General features: G+C 55.4%; 16 protein-coding genes and 1 tRNA gene. 8 read left to right on the top strand and 9 right to left on the bottom strand.

The genetic code is table 11. From position 1 onward, the window contains the following. Positions 1-116: 116 nt before the first annotated feature. Entirely contained in the window at positions 117-506 is a 390-nt protein-coding gene (locus tag HX884_RS20085; RefSeq protein WP_013097827.1) for a RidA family protein, read from the bottom strand. 141 nt (positions 507-647) lie between these two features. Here HX884_RS20085 and HX884_RS20080 point away from each other — a divergent pair, with 141 nt between their 5' ends. Next, the gene (locus HX884_RS20080; protein ID WP_058681724.1) at positions 648-1580 is read left to right on the top strand and encodes a LysR family transcriptional regulator; all 933 of its coding nucleotides are present in this window, start codon (positions 648-650) and stop codon (positions 1578-1580) included. Between the two features lie 95 nt (positions 1581-1675). On the opposite strand, the gene HX884_RS20075 is transcribed toward HX884_RS20080, so the two are convergent. From HX884_RS20075 to nac, 4 genes are all read right to left on the bottom strand, one after another. Beyond that, on the bottom strand, positions 1676-1978 hold the full coding sequence (locus tag HX884_RS20075) for an XRE family transcriptional regulator (protein WP_014832568.1): 303 nt from the start codon (positions 1976-1978) through the stop codon (positions 1676-1678). After that, positions 1962-2336 (bottom strand): type II toxin-antitoxin system RelE/ParE family toxin, encoded by a 375-nt coding sequence (locus HX884_RS20070; RefSeq protein ID WP_167816757.1) that lies wholly within the window; start codon positions 2334-2336, stop codon positions 1962-1964. The genes HX884_RS20075 and HX884_RS20070 overlap by 17 nt, the downstream gene beginning before the upstream one ends. A gap of 358 nt (positions 2337-2694) precedes the next feature. Further along, entirely contained in the window at positions 2695-3645 is a 951-nt protein-coding gene (gene cbl / locus HX884_RS20065) for an HTH-type transcriptional regulator Cbl (RefSeq protein WP_047024643.1), read from the bottom strand. Positions 3646-3741: 96 nt separating this feature from the next. Next, positions 3742-4665: a nitrogen assimilation transcriptional regulator NAC gene (gene nac, locus HX884_RS20060; RefSeq protein ID WP_178328686.1), complete on the bottom strand. Its 924-nt coding sequence runs from the start codon at positions 4663-4665 to the stop codon at positions 3742-3744. A 320-nt stretch (positions 4666-4985) separates the two neighbouring features. Between nac and HX884_RS20055 the strand changes: the two genes are divergently transcribed. Continuing rightward, positions 4986-5061, top strand: a tRNA-Asn gene (locus HX884_RS20055). A gap of 137 nt (positions 5062-5198) precedes the next feature. Here HX884_RS20055 and ldtA read toward each other — a convergent pair. From ldtA to HX884_RS20040, 3 genes are read right to left on the bottom strand one after another with little or no spacing between them, the layout of a single operon-like run. Next, positions 5199-6095 (bottom strand): L,D-transpeptidase, encoded by an 897-nt coding sequence (gene ldtA, locus HX884_RS20050; protein WP_167816756.1) that lies wholly within the window; start codon positions 6093-6095, stop codon positions 5199-5201. Positions 6096-6146: 51 nt separating this feature from the next. Continuing rightward, positions 6147-8840, bottom strand: coding sequence for a cation-transporting P-type ATPase (locus HX884_RS20045; protein WP_178328685.1), 2694 nt, complete (start codon positions 8838-8840; stop codon positions 6147-6149). 47 nt (positions 8841-8887) lie between these two features. Next, positions 8888-9319: a universal stress protein gene (locus HX884_RS20040; protein WP_046888382.1), complete on the bottom strand. Its 432-nt coding sequence runs from the start codon at positions 9317-9319 to the stop codon at positions 8888-8890. A 396-nt stretch (positions 9320-9715) separates the two neighbouring features. Here HX884_RS20040 and HX884_RS20035 point away from each other — a divergent pair, with 396 nt between their 5' ends. From HX884_RS20035 to HX884_RS20025, 3 genes are read left to right on the top strand one after another with little or no spacing between them, the layout of a single operon-like run. Further along, positions 9716-10801, top strand: a complete 1086-nt coding sequence (locus tag HX884_RS20035) for an efflux RND transporter periplasmic adaptor subunit (RefSeq protein WP_167816754.1) — start codon at positions 9716-9718, stop codon at positions 10799-10801. Next, the gene (locus HX884_RS20030; protein ID WP_178328684.1) at positions 10801-13863 is read left to right on the top strand and encodes an efflux RND transporter permease subunit; all 3063 of its coding nucleotides are present in this window, start codon (positions 10801-10803) and stop codon (positions 13861-13863) included. Before HX884_RS20035 ends, HX884_RS20030 begins: the two co-directional genes overlap by 1 nt. Then, a complete protein-coding gene (locus HX884_RS20025; protein ID WP_058681729.1) occupies positions 13860-14825 on the top strand; it encodes an acyltransferase in 966 nt (321 codons plus the stop codon). Before HX884_RS20030 ends, HX884_RS20025 begins: the two co-directional genes overlap by 4 nt. Here HX884_RS20025 and pagP read toward each other — a convergent pair. After that, positions 14822-15397 carry a lipid IV(A) palmitoyltransferase PagP gene (pagP, locus tag HX884_RS20020; protein ID WP_014832580.1) on the bottom strand — a complete coding sequence of 192 codons (576 nt, stop codon included), beginning with the start codon at positions 15395-15397 and terminating at the stop codon, positions 14822-14824. The genes HX884_RS20025 and pagP overlap by 4 nt on opposite strands. Before the next feature lie 256 nt (positions 15398-15653). On the opposite strand from pagP, the gene shiA reads away from it, so the two are divergent. The 3 genes from shiA (at position 15654) to HX884_RS20005 (ending at position 20286) form a co-directional block, all read left to right on the top strand. Next, a complete protein-coding gene (gene shiA, locus HX884_RS20015; RefSeq protein WP_040024042.1) occupies positions 15654-16967 on the top strand; it encodes a shikimate transporter in 1314 nt (437 codons plus the stop codon). 73 nt (positions 16968-17040) lie between these two features. Beyond that, positions 17041-18495: an AMP nucleosidase gene (locus HX884_RS20010; protein WP_013097832.1), complete on the top strand. Its 1455-nt coding sequence runs from the start codon at positions 17041-17043 to the stop codon at positions 18493-18495. 18 nt (positions 18496-18513) lie between these two features. Further along, positions 18514-20286 carry an aminopeptidase P family protein gene (locus HX884_RS20005; RefSeq protein WP_178328683.1) on the top strand — a complete coding sequence of 591 codons (1773 nt, stop codon included), beginning with the start codon at positions 18514-18516 and terminating at the stop codon, positions 20284-20286. The last annotated feature ends 61 nt before the right edge of the window (positions 20287-20347 follow it).

The raw sequence follows: 20347 nt of genomic DNA, 5'->3' as shown, positions 1-20347 counted from the left end.
ATAACAGTATCTACGGGACTGTAGGCCCGGTAAGCGCAGCGCCACCGGGCAATAATCCCCTGCTTTCATCATTTTTCCTCTGTCTTGATTTTCGACTGGCGGAAAGTCCCTAACGCTCAGGGCAGCCTGGCAATCACCTTAATCTCAAACTGGAATCCGTACAGCCACGTCACGCCGATCCCGGTCAACGTTGGGTAAGGTGCTTCTCCCCAATATTCAGGCAGGATACTCCAGATAGCGTCGAGGTTTGACTCGGGATCGACGACAAAAAGGGTAACGTCAACTACGTCATCGAACGTGCAGCCTGCAGCCGCGAGGACAGCATTAAGATTATTGAATGCCAGCCTGACCTGCGCTTTTAGATCGGGCTCAGGCGAACCATCCTCACGGCTACCCACCTGCCCCGAAACAAACAGGAAACCGTTAGATTTGATGGCCGGTGAATAGCGATTGCGCTCATAGAGCGCCTGGCGTCCTGAGGGAAAAACTGCTTCGCGTGCTGTCATATTTACACCTTTGCAATGGGGCGAAATCTGCCCAATGAACTTAAAGACACTTTACAGGTGCAGGATCGGGCGGATAAACAAGCGACTTTGTCCATCATTGTTTGTAATATCCAAACAATCGGTGAAAAGAGAGGATAAGGAATGGATCGTTTCGATGCGATGCGCGCCTTTGCTCGCGTGGTAGAGGCAGGTAGCTTCACAAAGGCTGCCCAAACGCTTCATATGAGCAAAACCACGGTGACGCAGCTTATTCAGCAGCTGGAAGCGCGCCTGCGCGTCAGATTGCTCCATCGCACCACCCGCAAGCTCAGCGTCACTCCAGATGGCGCGGTCTACTACGAACGCGTCATCCGCCTGCTGGCGGACATGGAAGATGCTGAAAACAGCCTGTCCAGTGCGGCAATTACGCCCAGGGGACGGCTACGGGTGGATGTGCCCAGTCCGCTGGCCCGCCTCATCCTGGTGCCGGCGCTACCGGCTTTCCATGCACGCTACCCTGACATTCAGTTCGACATGGGCGTGAGCGACCGGGTGGTGGACCTGATTGGCGACAACGTGGATTGCGTGCTACGCGGCGGCGAGATCACCGATCAGTCCCTGATTGCACGCCATGTCGGAGATTTGCAAATCGGCGTCTACGCCGCCCCCAGTTATCTGGAACGCCTTGGCCCCCCTTCGCACCCGCGAGAACTGGAAAACACCGACCATCGCAGAGTAGGGTTCTTGTCCTCACGCACCGGTAAGATTGATCCTCTGGTACTGCGCAGTGAGAATGAACGTATTGAAATCACGGGCAGCTATGTACTGGCCGTGGATGATGGCAATGCTTACCTCGAAGCCGGGTTAGCGGGATTAGGCGTGATCGCGCTGCCAGTCTATATGGCGGCAGCGCATCAGGCTCGTGGTGCCCTGATTCCGCTTTTTGAACACTGGCGTATTGCTCCAATGCCCCTGTACCTGGCGTTTCCGCCGAACCGCCATGTCAATGCCAGACTGCGCGTTTTTATTGACTGGATCGTTGAATTGATGCAGCAGCATGTCACCAACGCCAACCGAAAGGGAATTCTGATTTAGCTTGTTTATTCGCTAGTTACTGGCTAAGGCGATCCCGGTCAGAGGAGCTAAATTTGAAAAGCCTGCTTTTCAAGCAGGCTTTTTGCTTTTGTGCCCTACAGCACAAACTCATAATGCGAACCATCCGGTAACTCAACGTCAAGCGTAAGCTTTCCACCCGCAGCCTCAACGTAGCGCTTGAGTGAAGAGAGTTTCAGATCGCGCCCGGGCTTTTCCATGACCGCGACGGTGGGCTGTCGGATGCCCAGCGCCTGCGCCATTTCAACCTGCGTTTTTTGCACCTTTTCACGTAGCTCTGCCAGATGGATATTAAGCAAAATGTCGGCAGCCATTGCCTGAGCGCTGGCAACAACATCCGATTTTTCATCCGCTATAAGCTGCTCAAGGTTTCTGCCCATCGCGTAACGTCCTTTCTTTTAATGTATTCAACCAGTGAGTGAATTCCCGGTCGGCCACCAGAAGCATTTCATCGTAAAAGCGTCTTTCGTTGCCGACCTTATTGCCGGCACAGAGCACAATGCCGGTACGGTTTGGGTCAAACGCGAAAAATGCCCGCAACGGATCGCTCTTACTCTGAATGCGCAGCTCTTTCATGTTGCTGTGACGAGAGCCTTTAAGCGTATCGGCATAGGGCCTCGACAAAGCAGGCCCCTTTTCTCGCAAAACAAGCAGTGCTGCCAGCACGCTGGCCCGATCAGTATCGTCAAGTGAACGAAACCAGCAATCGAACCTGTCCGTCGTGTTAATTGTCCACACACTCCCTCCATAAAATATAGATCACAAACTATATAGCTGTAAAGCTATAGCAGCGATTATCCTGAGAGAATGAGCGTTATTCTTGTGTTGTTACGCGAAAGCTGAAGACGTGCAGGAGTATTTCGGTGAATCCCCAATCAGGTGCTCACCGCATTGCGAGCAGTATCGTAAAAAAGAGTTCAGGACTACGTTAACGGCCGCCAGGCCGCCACTTTCTCATCCAGCCATTCGACGAAATGGGCCACCTCTGGCTTGCCTCTGTTAACGTCGATGTCACTAGCCAGTACGGTGGTCTGGACGTTTATTCAATCGATGATCCCACACGTTGTCAGCGCAGCGCTACCGGGCAAGCCAGCACCTAAATCTGATAATCAATCGCCACTTCTTCCGGCTCCATCACCTGGCGTTTGATTTCGTCAACGGACAGCCCGGCGTTACAGAGTTCGATAAAACGCCACACATAGTTGCGCTGGAGTTGTCCGCGCTTGAGGCCGAGCCATACGGTATTGGCATCGAACAGATGACGTGTATCCAGACGCACGAGGTTCCCGGTATCGCCCTCGCCGCCGGACTGTTCCGCGACCAGGCCAATGCCCAGCCCCAACTCAACGTAGGTTTTGATCACATCGGAATCCTGTGCGCTCAGCACCACATCCGGCGTTAACCCTTTGCGGTTGAATGCTTCATCGATGCGCGAACGCCCGGTAATACCCTGGCGATACGTAATCAGCGGCCATTTCGCGATCGCTTCCAGCGTTAGGGGTGAAACCTGATTCAACGGATGATCGAGCGGGAGCAACAGGCTGTGGTACCAGCGGAACCAGGGAAAGGCCACCAGCAGCGGGTCGTTGCTCAGGCGTTCACTGGCGATACCAATATCCGCCCCACCGTTTTGCAGCAGCATTTCAATTTCCTGTGGCGTGCCCTGAATAAGCTCCAGGCGAACCTCAGGGAAAATTTCACGAAACGCTTTTATCACCGGCGGCAGGCTGTAACGTGCCTGAGTATGGGTAGTGGCGATGGTGAGCACGCCGGAGGCGTCATTGGTAAAGAGATCCGCCAGGCGACGAACATTGCTGGCCTCGTTGAGGATCCGCTCAGCGATGGTCAGCAATGCTTTACCTGGCTCCGTCATCCCAAGCAGGCGCTTGCCGCGACGGATAAAAATCTCAATGCCAAGCTCCTCTTCCAGCTCGCGAATATGGCGGCTGACACCCGACTGGGAGGTGTAAAGCATATTGGCGACTTCGGTCAGGTTATAGTCCCGCCTGGCCGCCTCACGGATAATTTTAAGTTGCTGGAAATTCACGATTCACTCCGGCGCATCTGACATAGCTCTATTGTTAGAGTCAGCTGAGCTGCAGAACAAATAATAAAAACCAGCATCTTATGCTTTTATGGAATATTAACTCACGAGCTGCAGTTCTCGATTCTCCAGCGATGGCTTACTGACCAGCGACATCAAAATTTCTTTCACCGCCTGCGCCTGTGGCGACAGCGAGCCGCGGGCGGACATGTTCAGCGACAGCGGCAGGCTCATCGAAGGCGTGGTGATGCGTGCCATCCAGCCATTTGCTGCGCTGCAGAGCGAGCGCGCGGCGGATTCCGGCAGCACCGTGACGCCCATCCCGCTGGCAATCGCCGCAGTCAGCGTGGAGATGGAGTCAATTTCACCGATGATTTTCGCCGTCAGGCGGCGCAGGGAAAACGCTTCGTCCACGCGTACGCGCACGGCGCTGTAATCACGCGCACGCGGCAGGAAAAGATTCATCTCTGCAACCGCAGTGAGATCAACGCTCTGCCCCGGACAATCGCGGGTGCCCACGAGATACAGATCTTCTTTCAGCAGCGGCTGGCTGGTGATCCCCGCAACCGGAGAGCGATCGTAAAGCACCGCCATATCCAGCTGGCCATTGAGCAGCTTGTCATTCAGGACAGAGCCGCTGTTCTCGTGCAGATAGACCAGCACTTCCGGCAGCTCAGCGCGCACCGCCTGCAGCAGTGGCATGGTGATGGAGGACGCTGCGGTCCCCGGAGCCAGCCCGATGGAAACGTGTCCGCTCAGCGTCTGGCCAACATTATTTACCGCCAGCTGCGCCTGTTCGCACTGACGAAGAATGGTGCGCGCGTGGGTATACAGGATCTTGCCTGCTTCCGTTGGAGTTACGCCGCGTTTGGTGCGGATCAACAACTGCTGATCCATTTCGCCTTCCAGAGTAGCCACCTGCTGGCTCAGCGCAGGCTGCGCGATATGCAGCACTTCCGCCGCTTGAGTCAGGCTGCCGATATCGACGATTTTTACGAAGTATTTCAGTCGTCTTAAGTTCATTTTGCCCCCTGTTCGAAATGCTGTGCCGGTACTGGCTGTTGTTGTTGAACAGGTTTTGCAATATGAATGCCAGTTTTACCAGCAGGTCAGATTTGTTCGCTAAGCGCCTGAAAATAAGGAAACCTAATCATAGACGCCGGATTTATTACTGAAACAGCGGTTTATGATCTGCCCCATAAGAGGTATATCCGCACCACAACGGTGCATTACGTTGGCAAAATCGCCACTTTGCTGAAATTGTCAGCAAACAGACGCAAAGCGTGGTTTCACCCTTTGACAAGGCGTACGCAGGTCGTTACTATGCGCCCCGTTCACACGATTCCTCTGTAGTTCAGTCGGTAGAACGGCGGACTGTTAATCCGTATGTCACTGGTTCGAGTCCAGTCAGAGGAGCCAAATTTGAAAAGCCTGCTTTTAAAGCAGGCTTTTTGCTTTTGTGCAGCAGGTAAAAACTGCCCGGTGGCGCTGCGCTTACCGGGCCTACGGACGAGTAGGCCGGGTAAGGCGAAGCCGCCACCCGGCAAAAAGTAGCGTCACATGCCAAGCTTAACCGGCATCCCGGATCGACGTTCCAGCTCAGCGCCCGCCCCCTCGTTTATTAGCTGTGCCCGCAACGCGGGGGTAATCGGCAACGGCACTTTATTGGTTGATTCAAATTCTGCCCGGTTACGCGACAGCGGTTCGTGCACTTCCACCCAGCGGCTGCCGTCCGGCTCCGTCGTCACTTTTACAGGCTGATCGATAAGCTGCACGCGCGTGCCTGGCGACACATTGTCGAAAAGGTATTTGATATCGTTATTACGCAGACGAATGCAGCCCTGACTGACGCGCAGGCCGATGCCGAAATTCGAGTTGGTACCGTGAATGGCATAAAGCCTGCCAATATAGAGCGCATACAACCCCATCGGGTTATCCGGCCCGGCGGGCACGAATGCGGGCAACGTTTTCCCCTCTTTTGCATATTCACGCCGGGTGTTTGGCGTGGGCGACCAGGTTGGTCCTTCCTGCTTGCGCTCGACGGCTGTCACCCAGTTGCGTGGCGTTTCGCGCCCGGCCTGGCCAATACCAATGGGAAACACCTCAACGGTATTGCTGCCTGGCGGATAATAGTAAAGGCGCATTTCCGCCACGTTCACCACAATGCCTTTGCGCACCGTATCGGGAAGAATGAGCTGTTGAGGTACCACCAGTCGGGTACCGGATTGCGGTAAAAACGGATCAACACCGGGGTTTGCCTCCAGCATGTTGCTCAGCCCCTGCCCGTGCTGCGCGGCAAACGCTTCGAGCGGCAAGGTGTTCCCCTGTGGAACGGTAACAGTTATGGGTTCCCCCACCAGACGGCCACCATCAGAGGGTAATGGATAGGTTACGGCAAACGCCCCCGGAACAACGGCGCAAAGCGTAAGAACGAACGAGGCGAATCGAATCATAATGTCCTGTGTTCAAGCCTGCCGTCAGGCAGGCTGTTTGAGTTAATGCGATTACGCCACCGTTTTACGCCACCTGCGCGTTAGCGGTTTTTCCACTTCGACAATCAGGAACATCGCAAAGCCAATCAGGAACGTGATGACCCAGTAGCGGAACGGCAGTGCTTCGGTACCGAACAGCGTCTGCATGAAAGGCGCGTAGATAATAAGCAACTGTAGCACCAGTAATACACCGCTCACCACCCAAATACCTTTATTTGCCAGTAAGCCTTTGCTCAGGGAAAAACCGTCCGCCACGCGGCAGTTAAGCATATAGAACCACTGCGCCGTCACCAGCATTTGCAGCAACACTGTACGGATAAACTCCGGTGAATAACCACGCGGCTGTAACCAGGCTTCCAGCACAAAGGCACTGATGGCAATCATCAGGCCAACGAAGACCACTCGCCAGATGGCAAAGCCGTCCATCACATGCAAATTTGGTTTACGCGGCGGACGGTTCATAATGTCCTTTTCACCTGCCTCAAACGCCAGCCCAAAGGAGAGCGTTGCCGATGTCGCCATGTTCATCCACAGGATCAGCACAGGCGTTAATGGGATCAGATTCCCTGCCAACAGAGCGATGATGATGAGCAATGCCTGGGCGATGTTGCTGGGAATAATGAACAGAATGGTCTTTTTCAGATTATCATAAACGCGACGCCCTTCGTTTACGGCCCTGGCAATGGTGGCAAAGTTGTCATCCGTGAGCACCATGTCAGCGGCCTCCTTGGTGACTTCAGTGCCCTTAATCCCCATCGCAATACCCACATCCGCGCGCTTGAGCGCAGGGGCATCGTTCACGCCGTCTCCGGTCATCCCCACCACCTCCTGCTTGCTTTGCAGGGCTTGTACCAGACGGAATTTATCTTCCGGGCTGGTTCGGGCAAAGATATCGTATTGTTGAGCAGCCTCGCTCAGCTGCCGGTCATCCATAGCCTCAAGCTCACGACCCGTAATGGCGCTTGCCGCATTACCTATACCCAGCATTTGGCCAATGCTCATCGCCGTTTGCGGGTGATCCCCGGTGATCATCTTCACGCGAATACCGGCCTGCAGGCAGTCGGCAATGGCGGTTATCGCCTCGGGACGCGGTGGATCCATCATACCGGCAATTCCGAGCAGAATGACGCCCTCCTGCAAGTCTGAGTGATCCAGTTCGCGTTGCCCGCTGACGGCAGGCTTCCAGGCAGCGGCCACCATACGCAACCCCTCCCGGGCATACTCTTCAATTTTGCCTTCCCAGTAAGACTGATCAAAAGGCTGCAACCCGGTGTTGGTCTGCTGGAACTGGCACAGGCGGAAAAGGACGTCCGGCGCACCGGTGATGAGGATCACCTCCTCATCGCCCAGGCGATAGAGTGTAGACATGTATTTATATTGCGAATCAAAGGGGATTTTACTGCGCATTTCGGTGTTAAGCGGCGGGAGCGGGATTTTCGCCGCCAGCACCTTCAGCGCGCCCTCTGTCGGTCCACCTGTGATTTTCCACAGTCCCTGCTCGTCTTTGATCAATTGACTGTCATTGCAGAGGTCAATGGTACGCAGATAGCGTTCCAGCAGGGAGCCCTGCATGACGCTGACGGGTGTTGGGTCGTCAACGGGATGAATATTACCCACCGGCTCGTAACTGTCCCCCTCCACGCGATAGGTGGTGTCAGCGGTAATCAATGCTTTGACCGTCATTTCATTCATGGTCAGGGTACCGGTTTTATCCGAGCAGATAACCGTCATCGCGCCCAGCGTTTCCACCGTCGGCAGCTTACGAATAATGGCCTTGCGACGCGCCATAGCCTGTACGCCAAGCGAGAGAATGATGGAAATGATGGCCGGCAGGCCTTCCGGTACCGCCGCAACAGCAAGGCTGATAAGCGACAGCACCAACTCGGAAACCGCCATATCACGGAAAAGCAAACTAAAGACAAAAAGCGCCACCATCATCACCAGGATGGTGATGAAGATGGTCTTTCCGAGCTTATCCATTTGTACCATCAGCGGCGTACGATGCTTTTCAATGTCGGACATCATCTGATTAATATGGCCAAGCTCTGTCTCGCCACCGGTCGCCACGACTACCCCTTTGCCACCGCCGGAACTGACGGTGGTGCCTGAATAGAGCAAGTTATACCGGTCACCTAAAGGGAGTTCTCCGGTTAACGCATCGCTGTTTTTCTCAACTACGGTGGATTCACCGGTCAGGATGGCCTCCTCCACGCGAAGGTTATGCGCTTCGATCACGCGCAGATCCGCGGGGATACGATCCCCGGCGCGGATCACCACAATGTCGCCCGGAACCAGCGCTGTAGTAGGGATCGTTTCATGATTGCCCTGTCGAATCACCACGGCTTCGCTGGAGAGCATATTGCGAATACTTTGCAGCGATTTTTCAGCATTGCTCTCCTGAATATGGCCAATCAACGCATTAATAACGGCCACGCCGAGGATCACAAACATGTCGACCCAATGCCCCATAATGAGCTTGAGTAACGCTGCTACCAACAGCACGTAAATCAGTACATCGTTAAAATGGGCCAGGAAATTCAGCCACGCGGGTTTACCCTTTTTCTGCGGTAACGCATTCTCACCATACTGCTGGAGTCGGGCGGATGCCTCAGTGCTGCTCAGTCCCTCCGCAGTGGAGTCGACATTAGCCAGGGTGTCGTCAACAGTTTGTTGATAATACGGACGATCAGATTTTCCTGTTTTCATCGTTCCTTCCTCAGGTTCTTTTCAGAAATCACTTTGCTTTCATGCTATTAACGAATAACGAAAACAGGAACATGTGCATAACGAACAATACTTGCCGCCTCTGACCCTAACAAATGGGTTTGAATATTGGGGTTGCGGGAGCCGACAATAATTGCCCCAGCGGCAAGTTCATCTGCCAGCTTAATAACTTCATCACGTACATTCCCACTCCGAACATGAAGATGAACATGTTCCTCAGGCAGATTCAGTTTTTTGACCAGGGCAGACAGCTTTTCTTTCGAATTATTAATCATATATTCATCCATTTTGCGCGCATCTGAAATAAAACCACGCGTCAGTTCGGCTGAAAATTTGGGCATGACGTGCAGCAAATGAATGTCACCCGATGCGCTTTGCGCCAGAAAATGAGCGTGCTCTAGCGCTTTGTCTGCCAGACTTGTCTCGTAGACATCCACCGGAACCAGAATGTTTTTATACATATCGTGCATCCTTTTTGTAACTAATATGATTGTGGCTGGAGCAAAAAAAGCATTAAATGCAGGGACTTGCTCTTAATGCCCGTTACAGGGAAAAGAGATGAATGATATTAAACGTAGCACAGGAATATCAGGATTAACGTGCCCCCACTGATAATGGTTATTTAACATTTATCTTTTCTCCAACTATGCTCATTGAAAGACGCTGCTTACGGCTCATGGAGGAATGAATGTACGGTTTAAGCCTTTTTCGTCTAGGTTTGTTTATCGCGCTTGCCATTATTGCCAGCACGGCAATTGGCCTATTTACCTATATGGTCGTCACTGTTCTGGCAGAATAGTGTCACCCCCTGCCCTTCTTACGGAATAAATAAAACAGTTATTTATTAGGGGAATACAGTGAACCGCTACCTCTCTCTTTTACCGTTCGTTTTGTTAACGCTTACGGCGTGCGACCCGAAACCGAAGCAAGCCTCCCCCCTGCCCAGAATGGTAAAAGTGGCGGAGGTGACGGTTCCCGGCCACGCCCAGCAGCGCGTTTTCCCCGCCCGCATTGAATCGGGTGATGCAACCGACCTCTCCTTCAAGCGCGCGGGTCAAATCGAAGCACTGGATATACGCCAGGGCGCAACCATCAAGCAGGGGCAACAGCTAGCCAGATTAAACGCCCGTGAAGCGCAGCAGCGGGTTAACGACAGACAAACGGCGGCGACGCTGGCCCAGCGGCAGTTCGATCGCTTCCAGACGCTGGCAGGCCGCCAGGCTATCTCGAAAGCAGAAATGGACATACAGCGCGCGAACCGCGATTCGGCGAATGCGGCGCTGCAGATTGCCCGTGAAGAGCTGAATCAGATGACGCTCGTCGCCCCCTTTAGCGGAACAGTGGCCAGCGTGCATGTGCGAAAGCATCAGGTGGTATCGGCCGGTCAGCCCATTGCGACCCTGACCCGCACCGACCTGCTGGACGTGGTGTTTAGTCTTCCTGAGAACCTGTTTAAGACCTTTGATATCCGTAACGCGCAATATCGTCCCGTGGTAAGAATTAACGCCTTCCCGGATCGGGAGTTTACCGCTGTCTACAAAGAGCATTCAGGCAGTAGTGACAGTAACACCCTGACCTGGCAGGTGATACTCACCATGCCGCGCCCGGATGATTTTCCCGTGGTGGGAGGCGTAAGCGGTACGGTTACCATCAATTTAACCAACCTCCCGGCCGGTGCGGGCCCTCAGGCGCTGGTTGTACCGGTTGAGGCGGTCTTTAACCCGAATAACAGCCCGCGCAATGAGCCGCACGTCTGGGTCGTGGCGGGAGAAGGCGATGCGCTCCATCTTGAAGACCGCCAGGTCAGCGTGGGGCAAGTAACCACTGAGGGCGTGATAATCACCCGTGGGCTTAAAGCAGGCGAGCGTGTCGTGGCAGCTGGTGTGGGTGAACTTCATGCTAATCAGCCGGTACGTATCTGGACGCGTGAACGGGGACTGTAATGGATATCTCTCGCCAGTTTATCAATAATCCCATTCGCGTCTGGCTGACGATCCTGCTGCTGGGCGTGGGCGGCATTTTCGCCCTGCTGAACATTGGCAGGCTGGAAGATCCCGCCTTTACCATAAAAACCGCGGTGGTGATCACCCACTATCCCGGCGCCTCCGCTCAGCAGGTTGAAGAGGAGGTCACGCTACCGCTGGAGAATGCCCTTCAGCAGTTGCCCTATCTGGACAACGTGAGCTCCATCTCTTCCAACGGCCTGTCGCAAATCACCGTGAACATCGCCTCACGTTATCATTCGAACGAACTGCCGCAGATCTGGGACGAACTGCGCCGTCGCGTGGGCGATGCTTCGCGCCAGTTCCCGCCCGGCGTCGTGACGCCATTCGTGAATGATGATTTTGGCGATGTGTTCGGCTTTTTCTTCGCGATTTCCGGGGATGAATTCAGCAATCCTGAACTGGTGAGATATGCCGAGCAGTTGCGGCGCGAACTGATTCTGGTCCCCGGCATCGGTAAGGTTGCCATCGGCGGGGCCATCAGCCAGCAGGTCAATATCGATATATCCCTGACCAAAATGGCGGCCCGCGGCATCACGCTGAACCAGCTTTCCGCCCTGCTCAGCAGACTTAACGTCGTTTCCAGCGCCGGAGAAATCACCTCGGGAACGGAATCCATTCGTCTGCATCCAACCGGTGAGTTCGAAAACCTTGATGAACTGGCGGATCTCATCATTACCCCTTCCGGCACCGGGGCGGCGACCCGTCTGCGGGATATCGCCACGCTGTCGCGCGGGCTGAACGAATCGCCCGCCAGTATCTATCATGCCAACGGCAGGAAAGCCGTCACCATGGGCGTCTCGTTTATTCCCGGCGTGAACGTGATCGACGTGGGACACGCGCTGGAGGCAAAGCTCAACCAGATGTCAGCGGAAAAACCGGCAGGGATACACATCGACCTGTTCTACGATCAGGCCGCCGAAGTGGGGCACTCTGTAAATGGTTTTATCATTAACTTCCTGATGGCGCTGGCGATTGTTATCGGCGTGCTGCTGATCTTTATGGGTGTCCGCAGCGGGATCATCATCGCGTTTTCCCTCGCACTTAACGTGCTGGGCACGCTGCTCATCATGTATCTGTGGGGTATTGAGCTGCAGCGCATCTCGCTCGGCGCGCTGATTATCGCCCTCAGTATGCTGGTGGATAATGCCATCGTGATCGTTGAAGGGGTGCTGATTGCGCGTCAGCAAGGTTCCCCGCTGTTAACCGCCATTAACTACATCATCCGTCGTTCCGCCCTGCCGCTGCTGGGGGCGACGGTGATCGCCATCCTCGCGTTTGCGCCTATCGGGCTGTCCCAGGACTCTACCGGGGAATACTGTAAATCCCTGTTCCAGGTACTGCTGATTTCCCTGATGCTGAGCTGGTTCTCAGCGCTCACCATCACGCCGGTGCTGATCACATGGTGGTTGTTTAAAAACGACAGCGCGCCGGAAAAAAGTGACGAGACAGACCCTTACGACAAACGCCTCTATCGACTTTACCGGCGCCTGCTTAACGCGCTGCTGCACCGGAAAGCGCCGACGCTCATCGTGATGGCTGCGCTGCTGGCAGCGTCAGTCTGGGGTTTTGGTGCCGTGCGGCAAAACTTCTTCCCGTCGTCAAATACGCCCATTTTCTTTGTCGACCTCTGGCTACCCTACGGCACCGATATTAAATGGACCGAGAAAATGACCGGCGATATCGAGAAAACCATCAACGGCCAGCCCGGCGTGGAAACCACCGTCTCAACCATCGGTCAGGGCAGCATGCGGTTTATTCTGACCTACAGCGGACAGCGGCAGTACAGCAACTATGCCCAAATCATGGTAAGAATGGATGACCAGCGCAACATCTCCGCATTGACGCGCCACGTCGATGAGTACATTGCGCGAAACTATCCGCAGGTAAACGCCAGCACCAAACGGGTAATGTTTGGTCCCTCTGGCGACAGCGCCATTGAGGTGCGCATCAAGGGCCCCGATCCTGACAGGTTGCGTCTGATTGCCAGCCAGGTGGACGAGATCCTGGCGCGCGACCCGGCCACGGCAAGCGTGAGAAACGACTGGCAAAACCGCAGCAAGGTGCTCCGTCCGCAGTACGTCGCCGCACTGGGACGCGAGCTTGGCGTGGATAAGCAGGACGTCGACAACGCGCTGGAGATGAATTTCTCCGGCAGCCGGGCGGGATTATATCGGGAAGGCAGTGACCTGCTTCCGGTCGTGGTACGCCCGCCGGAACGCGAACGGCTGGACGCGAATCACCTGAACAACGTGCTGGTATGGAGTCAGACCCGGCAGCAGTATATCCCGCTGAGTAATGTCGTCAGTCGCTTCTCGCTGGAATGGGAAGATCCGCTTATTTTGCGACGCGACCGCTCGCGGGTGCTGACCGTTCAGACCGACCCCGATCCGCTTAGCCAGCAAACGTCAGGCGATATTCTCGCCCGGGTGAAGCCGCGCATTGACGCCCTCGCCCTGCCCCACGGCTACAGCATTGAGTGGGGAGGCGATGCGGAAAACTCCAGCGAAGCACAACAGGGGATCTTTACCACGCTGCCGATCGGGTTCCTGGTGATGTTTGTCATCACCGTTTTGATGTTCAGCTCGGTGAAAAACGCCGTTGCCATCTGGCTGACCGTGCCGCTGGCGCTGATTGGCGTCACGCCGGGATTCTTGATCACTGGTATTCCGTTCGGCTTTATGGCGCTGATTGGCCTGCTGAGCCTGAGCGGGATGCTGATCCGCAACGGCATTGTGCTGGTGGAAGAGATCGAGCAGCAGAAAGCGCATAAAGGTCAGCACGAGGCGATTGTTTATGCTGCCACCTCGCGCCTGCGCCCCATTCTGCTCACCGCATTTACCACCGTACTGGGCCTGGCACCGCTGCTGCTGGACGTTTTCTTCCAGAGCATGGCCGTTGTGATTATGTTTGGACTGGGGTTTGCTACAATCCTGACGCTGCTGGTACTTCCCGTAATTTACGCGTGCTTCCATCGTAAGGACAAAGCGGAACAACAATGAATGCGACAGGCCTGAACATTATCAAGACGCTGGGCTGTATGACGGCGGTAACCTTTTTCACCATCTACAATACGTGGGATCATTATGATTATGACTATCACTGGATCCTGGGGTTTTTAACCTTTATCTCGACCATCGCCACGCCGCTGTTTTTTGTGGTCGCGGGCTACCTCGACGGCCAGTCCCGGCACGGCACCCGCTGGCAACTGGGCAAAATTAAAAGCCTGGTGATTGTCTTTCTGTTCTGGATAACGATCTATTACCTGTGGGAGCCGTATCAACGCGGGTATTTAATTCAGCCGTGGTTCGTGTTTGCGTTTGTGGTTATTTACAGCTTCCACCCGGTGGTGGAGTGGCTTAGCCAGCGGCGCGCGTTGTTCTGCGGCGTAATTGCCTGTCTGCTGCTCTTCTCCTACGGGTATGATTTACTTTCAGCGCTCTATCCCGACGTCCACCTCCTTTCCCTTTCGCCCCAGTACCGCCTGTGGACGTGGTTACTGTTTTACCTGACGGGGCAGCTTTTCTGCGATCCCAACATCTCCGGGTGGATTAGCCGCAAGAATGTGGTCAGGACGGCGGTAATCGCCATCCCGTTTATTTATCTCTTCACCTGGTTTTACGAGCGCCACTTCTTTTTTGCCCTGTTCAAGGCCGACAGAAACGCCTTTATTCTTACAGGTTCGCAAATCTACATTCTGATTATTGCGCTGGTGATTGCGGCGAATGGCGTGCGCTTTCGCCGCAATGCTGAGTTTAAAGAGTCGGTCCTGGCCGCCATCAGCAAAACGATGACCGGCGTGTACATTGTTCACTACTCGGTGTTTCACCTGCTGACGGCGCTGATACCGGTGACGTCTCTCGGCATGAAGCTGACGCTAATCGTCCTCACTTTCATCACCTCAGTACTGTTTTCCATGCTGATACTGTCTAACACCGTGGCAAAAAAGGTGATCACCCTTTAAAAGCCGAGACGCAGCCAGGCAAAGAGCACGTTACCGTTGTTATAGGTTCCAGGAATATAGGTGAACTGGACGGTAACGCGCTTATACCCCGCAGAGAACAGCGGGAAGATAAACGGCAGGGGCACATAGTTAGCAAAATCATCGCGCGCCGTGATGCCCGCTGCGGCACCGAGCCCAAGCCGGAAGTCCTGGGCATTATCCAGGTACCAGCCCTTCTCCCAGCCGTAGCCCATCGCGGGTTGCCATTCATTGTGCGAATCTTTGAACATCATGGCGAAGAGCGCGCTCCAGTTGCCCTCTTCGTTATAGCGGGACACGCCCAGTCCCCCGCCCCACGGCATTTCGTTATAATTGTCGGTTTTTTCTTTGTCGTACATAAAACGGGCGTGCCAGCTCAGAAACGGAAGGTAAAGATCGTATCGCTCTGGTTGATGCCAGGTCTGGGAAATATCCTCCGTCAGCGCATTCCACCAGCGGCTGATACGCTGCTCACCATAAACGCCGGGTTCCGCATGAAGCGGGAAAATAAATACAAACAGTGCCATCCAAAGTGCTGGAAAGAGGCGTTGCATAGATATTTCCTCAGCTTAAGTCACACAGTATCTCTAATACTTTAAACCATTCAGCACGAACCGGTGCCAAACAGACCGATTTATATTGCGGCCCGTGCAGATGAAATTTTTTTATTCAGCACTCTCAGGAAGGATAAAAACGTTTTCTCATGTCCCCTGTCGCGGTAGTCTCATACCTTCCGCCAATAACGCGGCGGCTATGTGAGTAACCTTTTCTTATACCAATAAATAAAAAATCAGTGCAGACAGGACAACTATGGACTCCACCCTCATCTCCACACGTCCCGGCGAGGGGACACCTTGCCTTAACCGTGCCCGCCGCGCTGCCTTTGGCAGCTTCGCCGGGGCCGTCGTGGACTGGTATGATTTTTTGCTCTACGGCATCACCGCCGCTCTGGTGTTTAACCGCGAATTCTTTCCGCAAATTAGCCCGGCCATGGGCACGCTCGCCGCGTTTGCCACCTTTGGCGTCGGGTTTCTGTTCCGCCCGCTGGGCGGGGTGATCTTCGGCCACTTTGGCGACCGCCTTGGCCGCAAACGTATGCTGATGCTCACCGTCTGGATGATGGGGATCGCCACTGCGCTGATCGGTATTTTGCCGTCGTTTGCCACGATTGGCTGGTGGGCTCCGGTACTGCTGGTCACCCTGCGCGCCATTCAGGGCTTTGCCGTGGGCGGCGAATGGGGCGGCGCGGCGCTGTTATCGGTCGAAAGCGCACCGAAAAATAAGAAAGCGTTCTACAGCAGCGGCGTGCAGGTTGGGTACGGCGTGGGTCTGTTGCTCTCCACCGGGCTGGTGTCGCTTATCAGCCACTTCACGACCGATGAGCAGTTTCTGAGCTGGGGCTGGCGCATTCCCTTCATCTTCAGCATCGTGCTGGTTATCGCCGCGCTGTGGATCCGTAACGGAATGGAAGAGTCCGCCGAGTTTGAACAGCAGCGGGAAAACCCCGTTGCCAGAAAACGGCTGCCGGTGATGGAAGCGCTCATTCGTCATCCTGGCGCTTTTCTGAAAATTATCGCCCTGCGCCTGTGCGAGCTGCTGACGATGTATATCGTCACCGCGTTTGCCCTGAACTATTCCACGCAGAACCTCGGCCTCCCCCGTGAGCTGTTCCTGAATATCGGTCTGCTGGTGGGCGGGATCAGCTGTCTGACAATCCCCTGCTTCGCCTGGCTTGCGGATCGGTTTGGCCGCCGCCGCGTCTATATTACCGGTGCGCTGATTGGCTCCCTCAGCGCCTGGCCGTTCTTTATGGCGCTGGAGGCACAGTCGGTCTTCTGGATAGTCTTCTTTGCCATTATGCTCGCCAACATTGCCCACGACATGGTGGTCTGCGTGCAGCAACCGATGTTTACCGAACTGTTCGGCGCAAGCTACCGCTACAGCGGGGCGGGCGTGGGATACCAGGTGGCGAGCGTCGTGGGCGGCGGATTTACGCCGTTTATTGCCGCCGCGCTGGTGACGTTCTCCGGCGGAAACTGGCACAGCGTCGCGATCTACCTGCTGGCAGGCTGCCTGCTGTCGGCCGCCACGGCGCTGGTGATGAAAGAGATACACCATCCCTGATCTCCCTTTTGTTTCACAGGCGTGTGACATACTATCGGATATAGCAGCACACCTGTGGAACAAGGAGACAGACATGAATAATAAGGGCTCCAGCCTGACCCCGGCTCAGGCACTGGAAAAACTCGACGCGCTGTACGAACAGTCCGTCAATGCGCTGCGCAGCGCCATCAGTGAGTACATCGAAACAGGGAAACTTCCCGACGAAAAGGCCAGAACCCAGGGCCTTTTTGTTTATCCATCGCTCTCTGTCACCTGGGACGGCAGCGCCAGCACCACGCCAAAGACCCGTGCCTACGCGCGTTTTACCCACTCCGGCTGCTACAGCACCACCGTGACCCGCCCTGCGTTGTTCCGTCCTTACCTTGAGGAACAACTCACTCTGCTCTATCAGGACTACGGCGCACACATTGCCGTTGAGCCATCACAGCATGAAATCCCCTATCCGTACGTGATTGACGGTTCGGCGTTAACGCTCGATCGCTCCATGAGCGCAGGGCTGACGCGCCATTTTCCGACGACCGAGCTGTCGCAGATTGGCGATGAGACCGCCGACGGCATTTATCACCCGGCAGAGTTTTCCCCCTTGTCACATTTTGACGCCCGCCGGGTGGATTTCTCCCTGGCGCGCCTGCGTCACTACACCGGGACGCCAGCCGAGCATTTCCAGCCGTTCGTGCTATTTACCAACTACACCCGCTATGTCGACGAATTTGTCCGCTGGGGCTGTAGCCAGATCCTTGACCCGGAGAGCCCTTATATCGCCCTCTCCTGCGCCGGCGGGATCTGGATCACCGCTGAAACCGAAGCGCCTGAGCAGGCTATCTCCGATCTGGCGTGGAAGAAGCACCAGATGCCAGCCTGGCACCTGATCACCGCCGACGGCCAGGGCATTACGCTTATCAACATCGGTGTGGGTCCGTCAAACGCCAAGACCATCTGCGACCATCTGGCGGTGCTGCGCCCGGACGTCTGGCTGATGATTGGTCATTGCGGTGGGCTGCGTGAAAGCCAGCTGATTGGCGACTACGTGCTGGCCCACGCCTACCTGCGTGATGACCACGTGCTTGACGCCGTGCTCCCGCCGGACATCCCGATCCCAAGCATTGCCGAAGTGCAGCGCGCGCTGTACGACGCCACCAAAGAGGTGAGCGGCATGCCGGGTGAAGAGGTCAAACAGCGTCTGCGTACCGGCACGGTAGTCACGACAGATGACCGTAACTGGGAGCTGCGTTATTCCGCCTCTGCCCTGCGCTTCAACCTGAGCCGCGCGGTGGCGATTGACATGGAAAGCGCCACCATTGCCGCTCAGGGTTATCGCTTCCGTGTGCCTTACGGTACGCTGCTGTGCGTTTCCGATAAACCGCTGCACGGTGAAATCAAGCTTCCGGGACAGGCAAACCGGTTCTACGAAGGGGCTATCTCCGAACACCTGCAAATTGGCATTCGCGCCATTGATTTGCTGCGGGCAGAAGGTGACCGGCTGCACTCACGCAAGCTGCGTACCTTTAACGAACCGCCATTCCGCTGATAACAATAAGGAAAAATAATGCACACCCCATCACCGTTATCGGCCCTGCGTCAGTGGCTACAGGAAAATAAGCTCGACGGGATGATCGTCCCGCGCGCAGATGCCTGGCAGAGCGAATACTGCGCGCCGTATGATGAAAAACTGGCCTGGCTGACCGGCTTTGATGGCTCGGCGGGGCTGGCTCTGGTGCTAAAAGACAAAGCCCTGCTTTTTGTCGATGGCCGCTATCAGGTTCAGGCCCGCGTGCAGGTCAATATGGATGAAGTAGAGATCCATCATCTGCACAACGAGCCGCTGGCACAATGGCTGACGGCCAACGTTGAAGCTGGCACCCGTATTGGTTTTGAAGCGCTGCTGATGACCAATGCCGATTATGAGACGCTATCTGCGACACAGTGTGAAATGGTGCCGCTTAACCAGTCACCGTTTGATACGTTATGGACCGATCGCCCTGCCGCTCCGGCGGGGCTTATCCGCGAGATGCCCGTTGAAATCAGTGGTGAAAGCAGCGCCGATAAACGTCAGCGCGTTGCCGCCGTGCTGGCCGCGAACAATGCCGATTACCTGGCCGTGACCCTGCCGGATAACATCGCCTGGCTGCTTAACGTGCGCGGTTCAGATATTCCCACCAGCCCGGTTCCGCTCTCTTTTGCCCTGCTCAGTCGGGACGGTAGCGTTGAGTGGTTCGTTAACGACAATAAGCTAAGCAACCTGCCTGATAGCGTGCGAAACGCTTTCACCATTGCGCCGCAGGATGCCTTTATTGAACGCTGCCAGCGCCTTTCTCACGGTAAACGGGTGATGGTAGATGCCGATTCAGCGCCGGTGGCTCTGCGTTTTGCCATTGAGCCACACGGTGACATTCTCTGGCGCACCGACCCCATCACGCTGATGAAGGCCAATAAAAATCCGGTAGAACTGGCGGGTTACCGGAAGTGTCATCATCAGGACGGTGCCGCGTGGGTCAATTTCCTGGCCTGGCTGAGCCGTGAAGTGCCCGCACGTGCGGCAGCAGGCCAGCCGCTGACCGAGCTGGAGGCCCAAGCACAGCAACTCGTGTTTCGCGAGCAGCAGCCTGGCTTTATTGAGCAAAGTTTTGCGACCATTTCGGCCTCATCCAGCAATGCGGCGATGTGCCACTACCACTCAAGCGAAGCCAGCAACAAACCCATCGGCCATGACCACTTTTATCTGAATGATTCTGGTGGTCAGTACCATAATGGTACCACTGACGCCACGCGTACCCTGGCGTGGGGCAAGGTCAGCCCACAGCAGCGATTACACTATACCGCCGTGCTGAAAGGCTTTCTGTCGCTGATTACCCTGCAGTTCCCGTCCGGCACCCAGGGGCATCAGCTGGATGCCTTCGCGCGTCGGCCGCTGTGGGAGATGGGGCTGGATTTCGATCACGGAACGGGCCATGGCGTGGGTCATCAGTTGCTTATCCATGAGAACCCGCATCGCATCGCTAAAAAGGTCAACCCATGGCCGCTGGTGGCGGGCAATATTATGACTATCGAGCCGGGATACTATTTGGCGGATAGCCATGGGATCCGCATTGAAAATCAGGTGGAGATTGTGGAAAGCTCTCCAGGATTCTGCAAATTTGCTTCGCTGACGCTGATCCCAATCGACCTCAGCCAGGTCGAACTCAATCTGTTAAACGAGCAGGAAAAGCAGTGGCTGGATGAGTATCATCAGCAGGTGTGCGAAGCGCTGTCACCGCTGGTGGAGAGCGACGCGCGTCCGTGGCTGGTGGAGGCGACGGCACCGATTCGTGTGAAACATTAGTGCGGTTTATTGCCCGGTGGCGCTGCGCTTACCGGGCCTACAGTCCCGTAGATACTGTTAT

Origin of the sequence: Enterobacter sp. SECR19-1250, from assembly GCF_013391025.1 — a bacterium.
Classification (GTDB): Bacteria; Pseudomonadota; Gammaproteobacteria; order Enterobacterales; family Enterobacteriaceae; genus Enterobacter; species Enterobacter cloacae.
The sequence above is the reverse complement of the archived record's forward strand: the minus strand, read 5'-3'. Positions and strand labels throughout refer to the sequence as shown.

Coding starts and splice junctions, on each gene's coding strand:
- ldtA (WP_167816756.1), bottom strand. CDS start 6,095: ATGATTCGATTCGCCTCGTTCGTTCTTACGCTTTGCGCCGTTGTTCCG.
- HX884_RS20075 (WP_014832568.1), bottom strand. CDS start 1,978: ATGGGCAGAAACCTTGAGCAGCTTATAGCGGATGAAAAATCGGATGTT.
- nac (WP_178328686.1), bottom strand. CDS start 4,665: ATGAACTTAAGACGACTGAAATACTTCGTAAAAATCGTCGATATCGGC.
- HX884_RS20045 (WP_178328685.1), bottom strand. CDS start 8,840: ATGAAAACAGGAAAATCTGATCGTCCGTATTATCAACAAACTGTTGAC.
- HX884_RS20005 (WP_178328683.1), top strand. CDS start 18,514: ATGCACACCCCATCACCGTTATCGGCCCTGCGTCAGTGGCTACAGGAA.
- pagP (WP_014832580.1), bottom strand. CDS start 15,397: ATGCAACGCCTCTTTCCAGCACTTTGGATGGCACTGTTTGTATTTATT.
- HX884_RS20080 (WP_058681724.1), top strand. CDS start 648: ATGGATCGTTTCGATGCGATGCGCGCCTTTGCTCGCGTGGTAGAGGCA.
- shiA (WP_040024042.1), top strand. CDS start 15,654: ATGGACTCCACCCTCATCTCCACACGTCCCGGCGAGGGGACACCTTGC.
- HX884_RS20085 (WP_013097827.1), bottom strand. CDS start 506: ATGACAGCACGCGAAGCAGTTTTTCCCTCAGGACGCCAGGCGCTCTAT.
- HX884_RS20040 (WP_046888382.1), bottom strand. CDS start 9,319: ATGTATAAAAACATTCTGGTTCCGGTGGATGTCTACGAGACAAGTCTG.
- HX884_RS20030 (WP_178328684.1), top strand. CDS start 10,801: ATGGATATCTCTCGCCAGTTTATCAATAATCCCATTCGCGTCTGGCTG.
- HX884_RS20025 (WP_058681729.1), top strand. CDS start 13,860: ATGAATGCGACAGGCCTGAACATTATCAAGACGCTGGGCTGTATGACG.
- HX884_RS20010 (WP_013097832.1), top strand. CDS start 17,041: ATGAATAATAAGGGCTCCAGCCTGACCCCGGCTCAGGCACTGGAAAAA.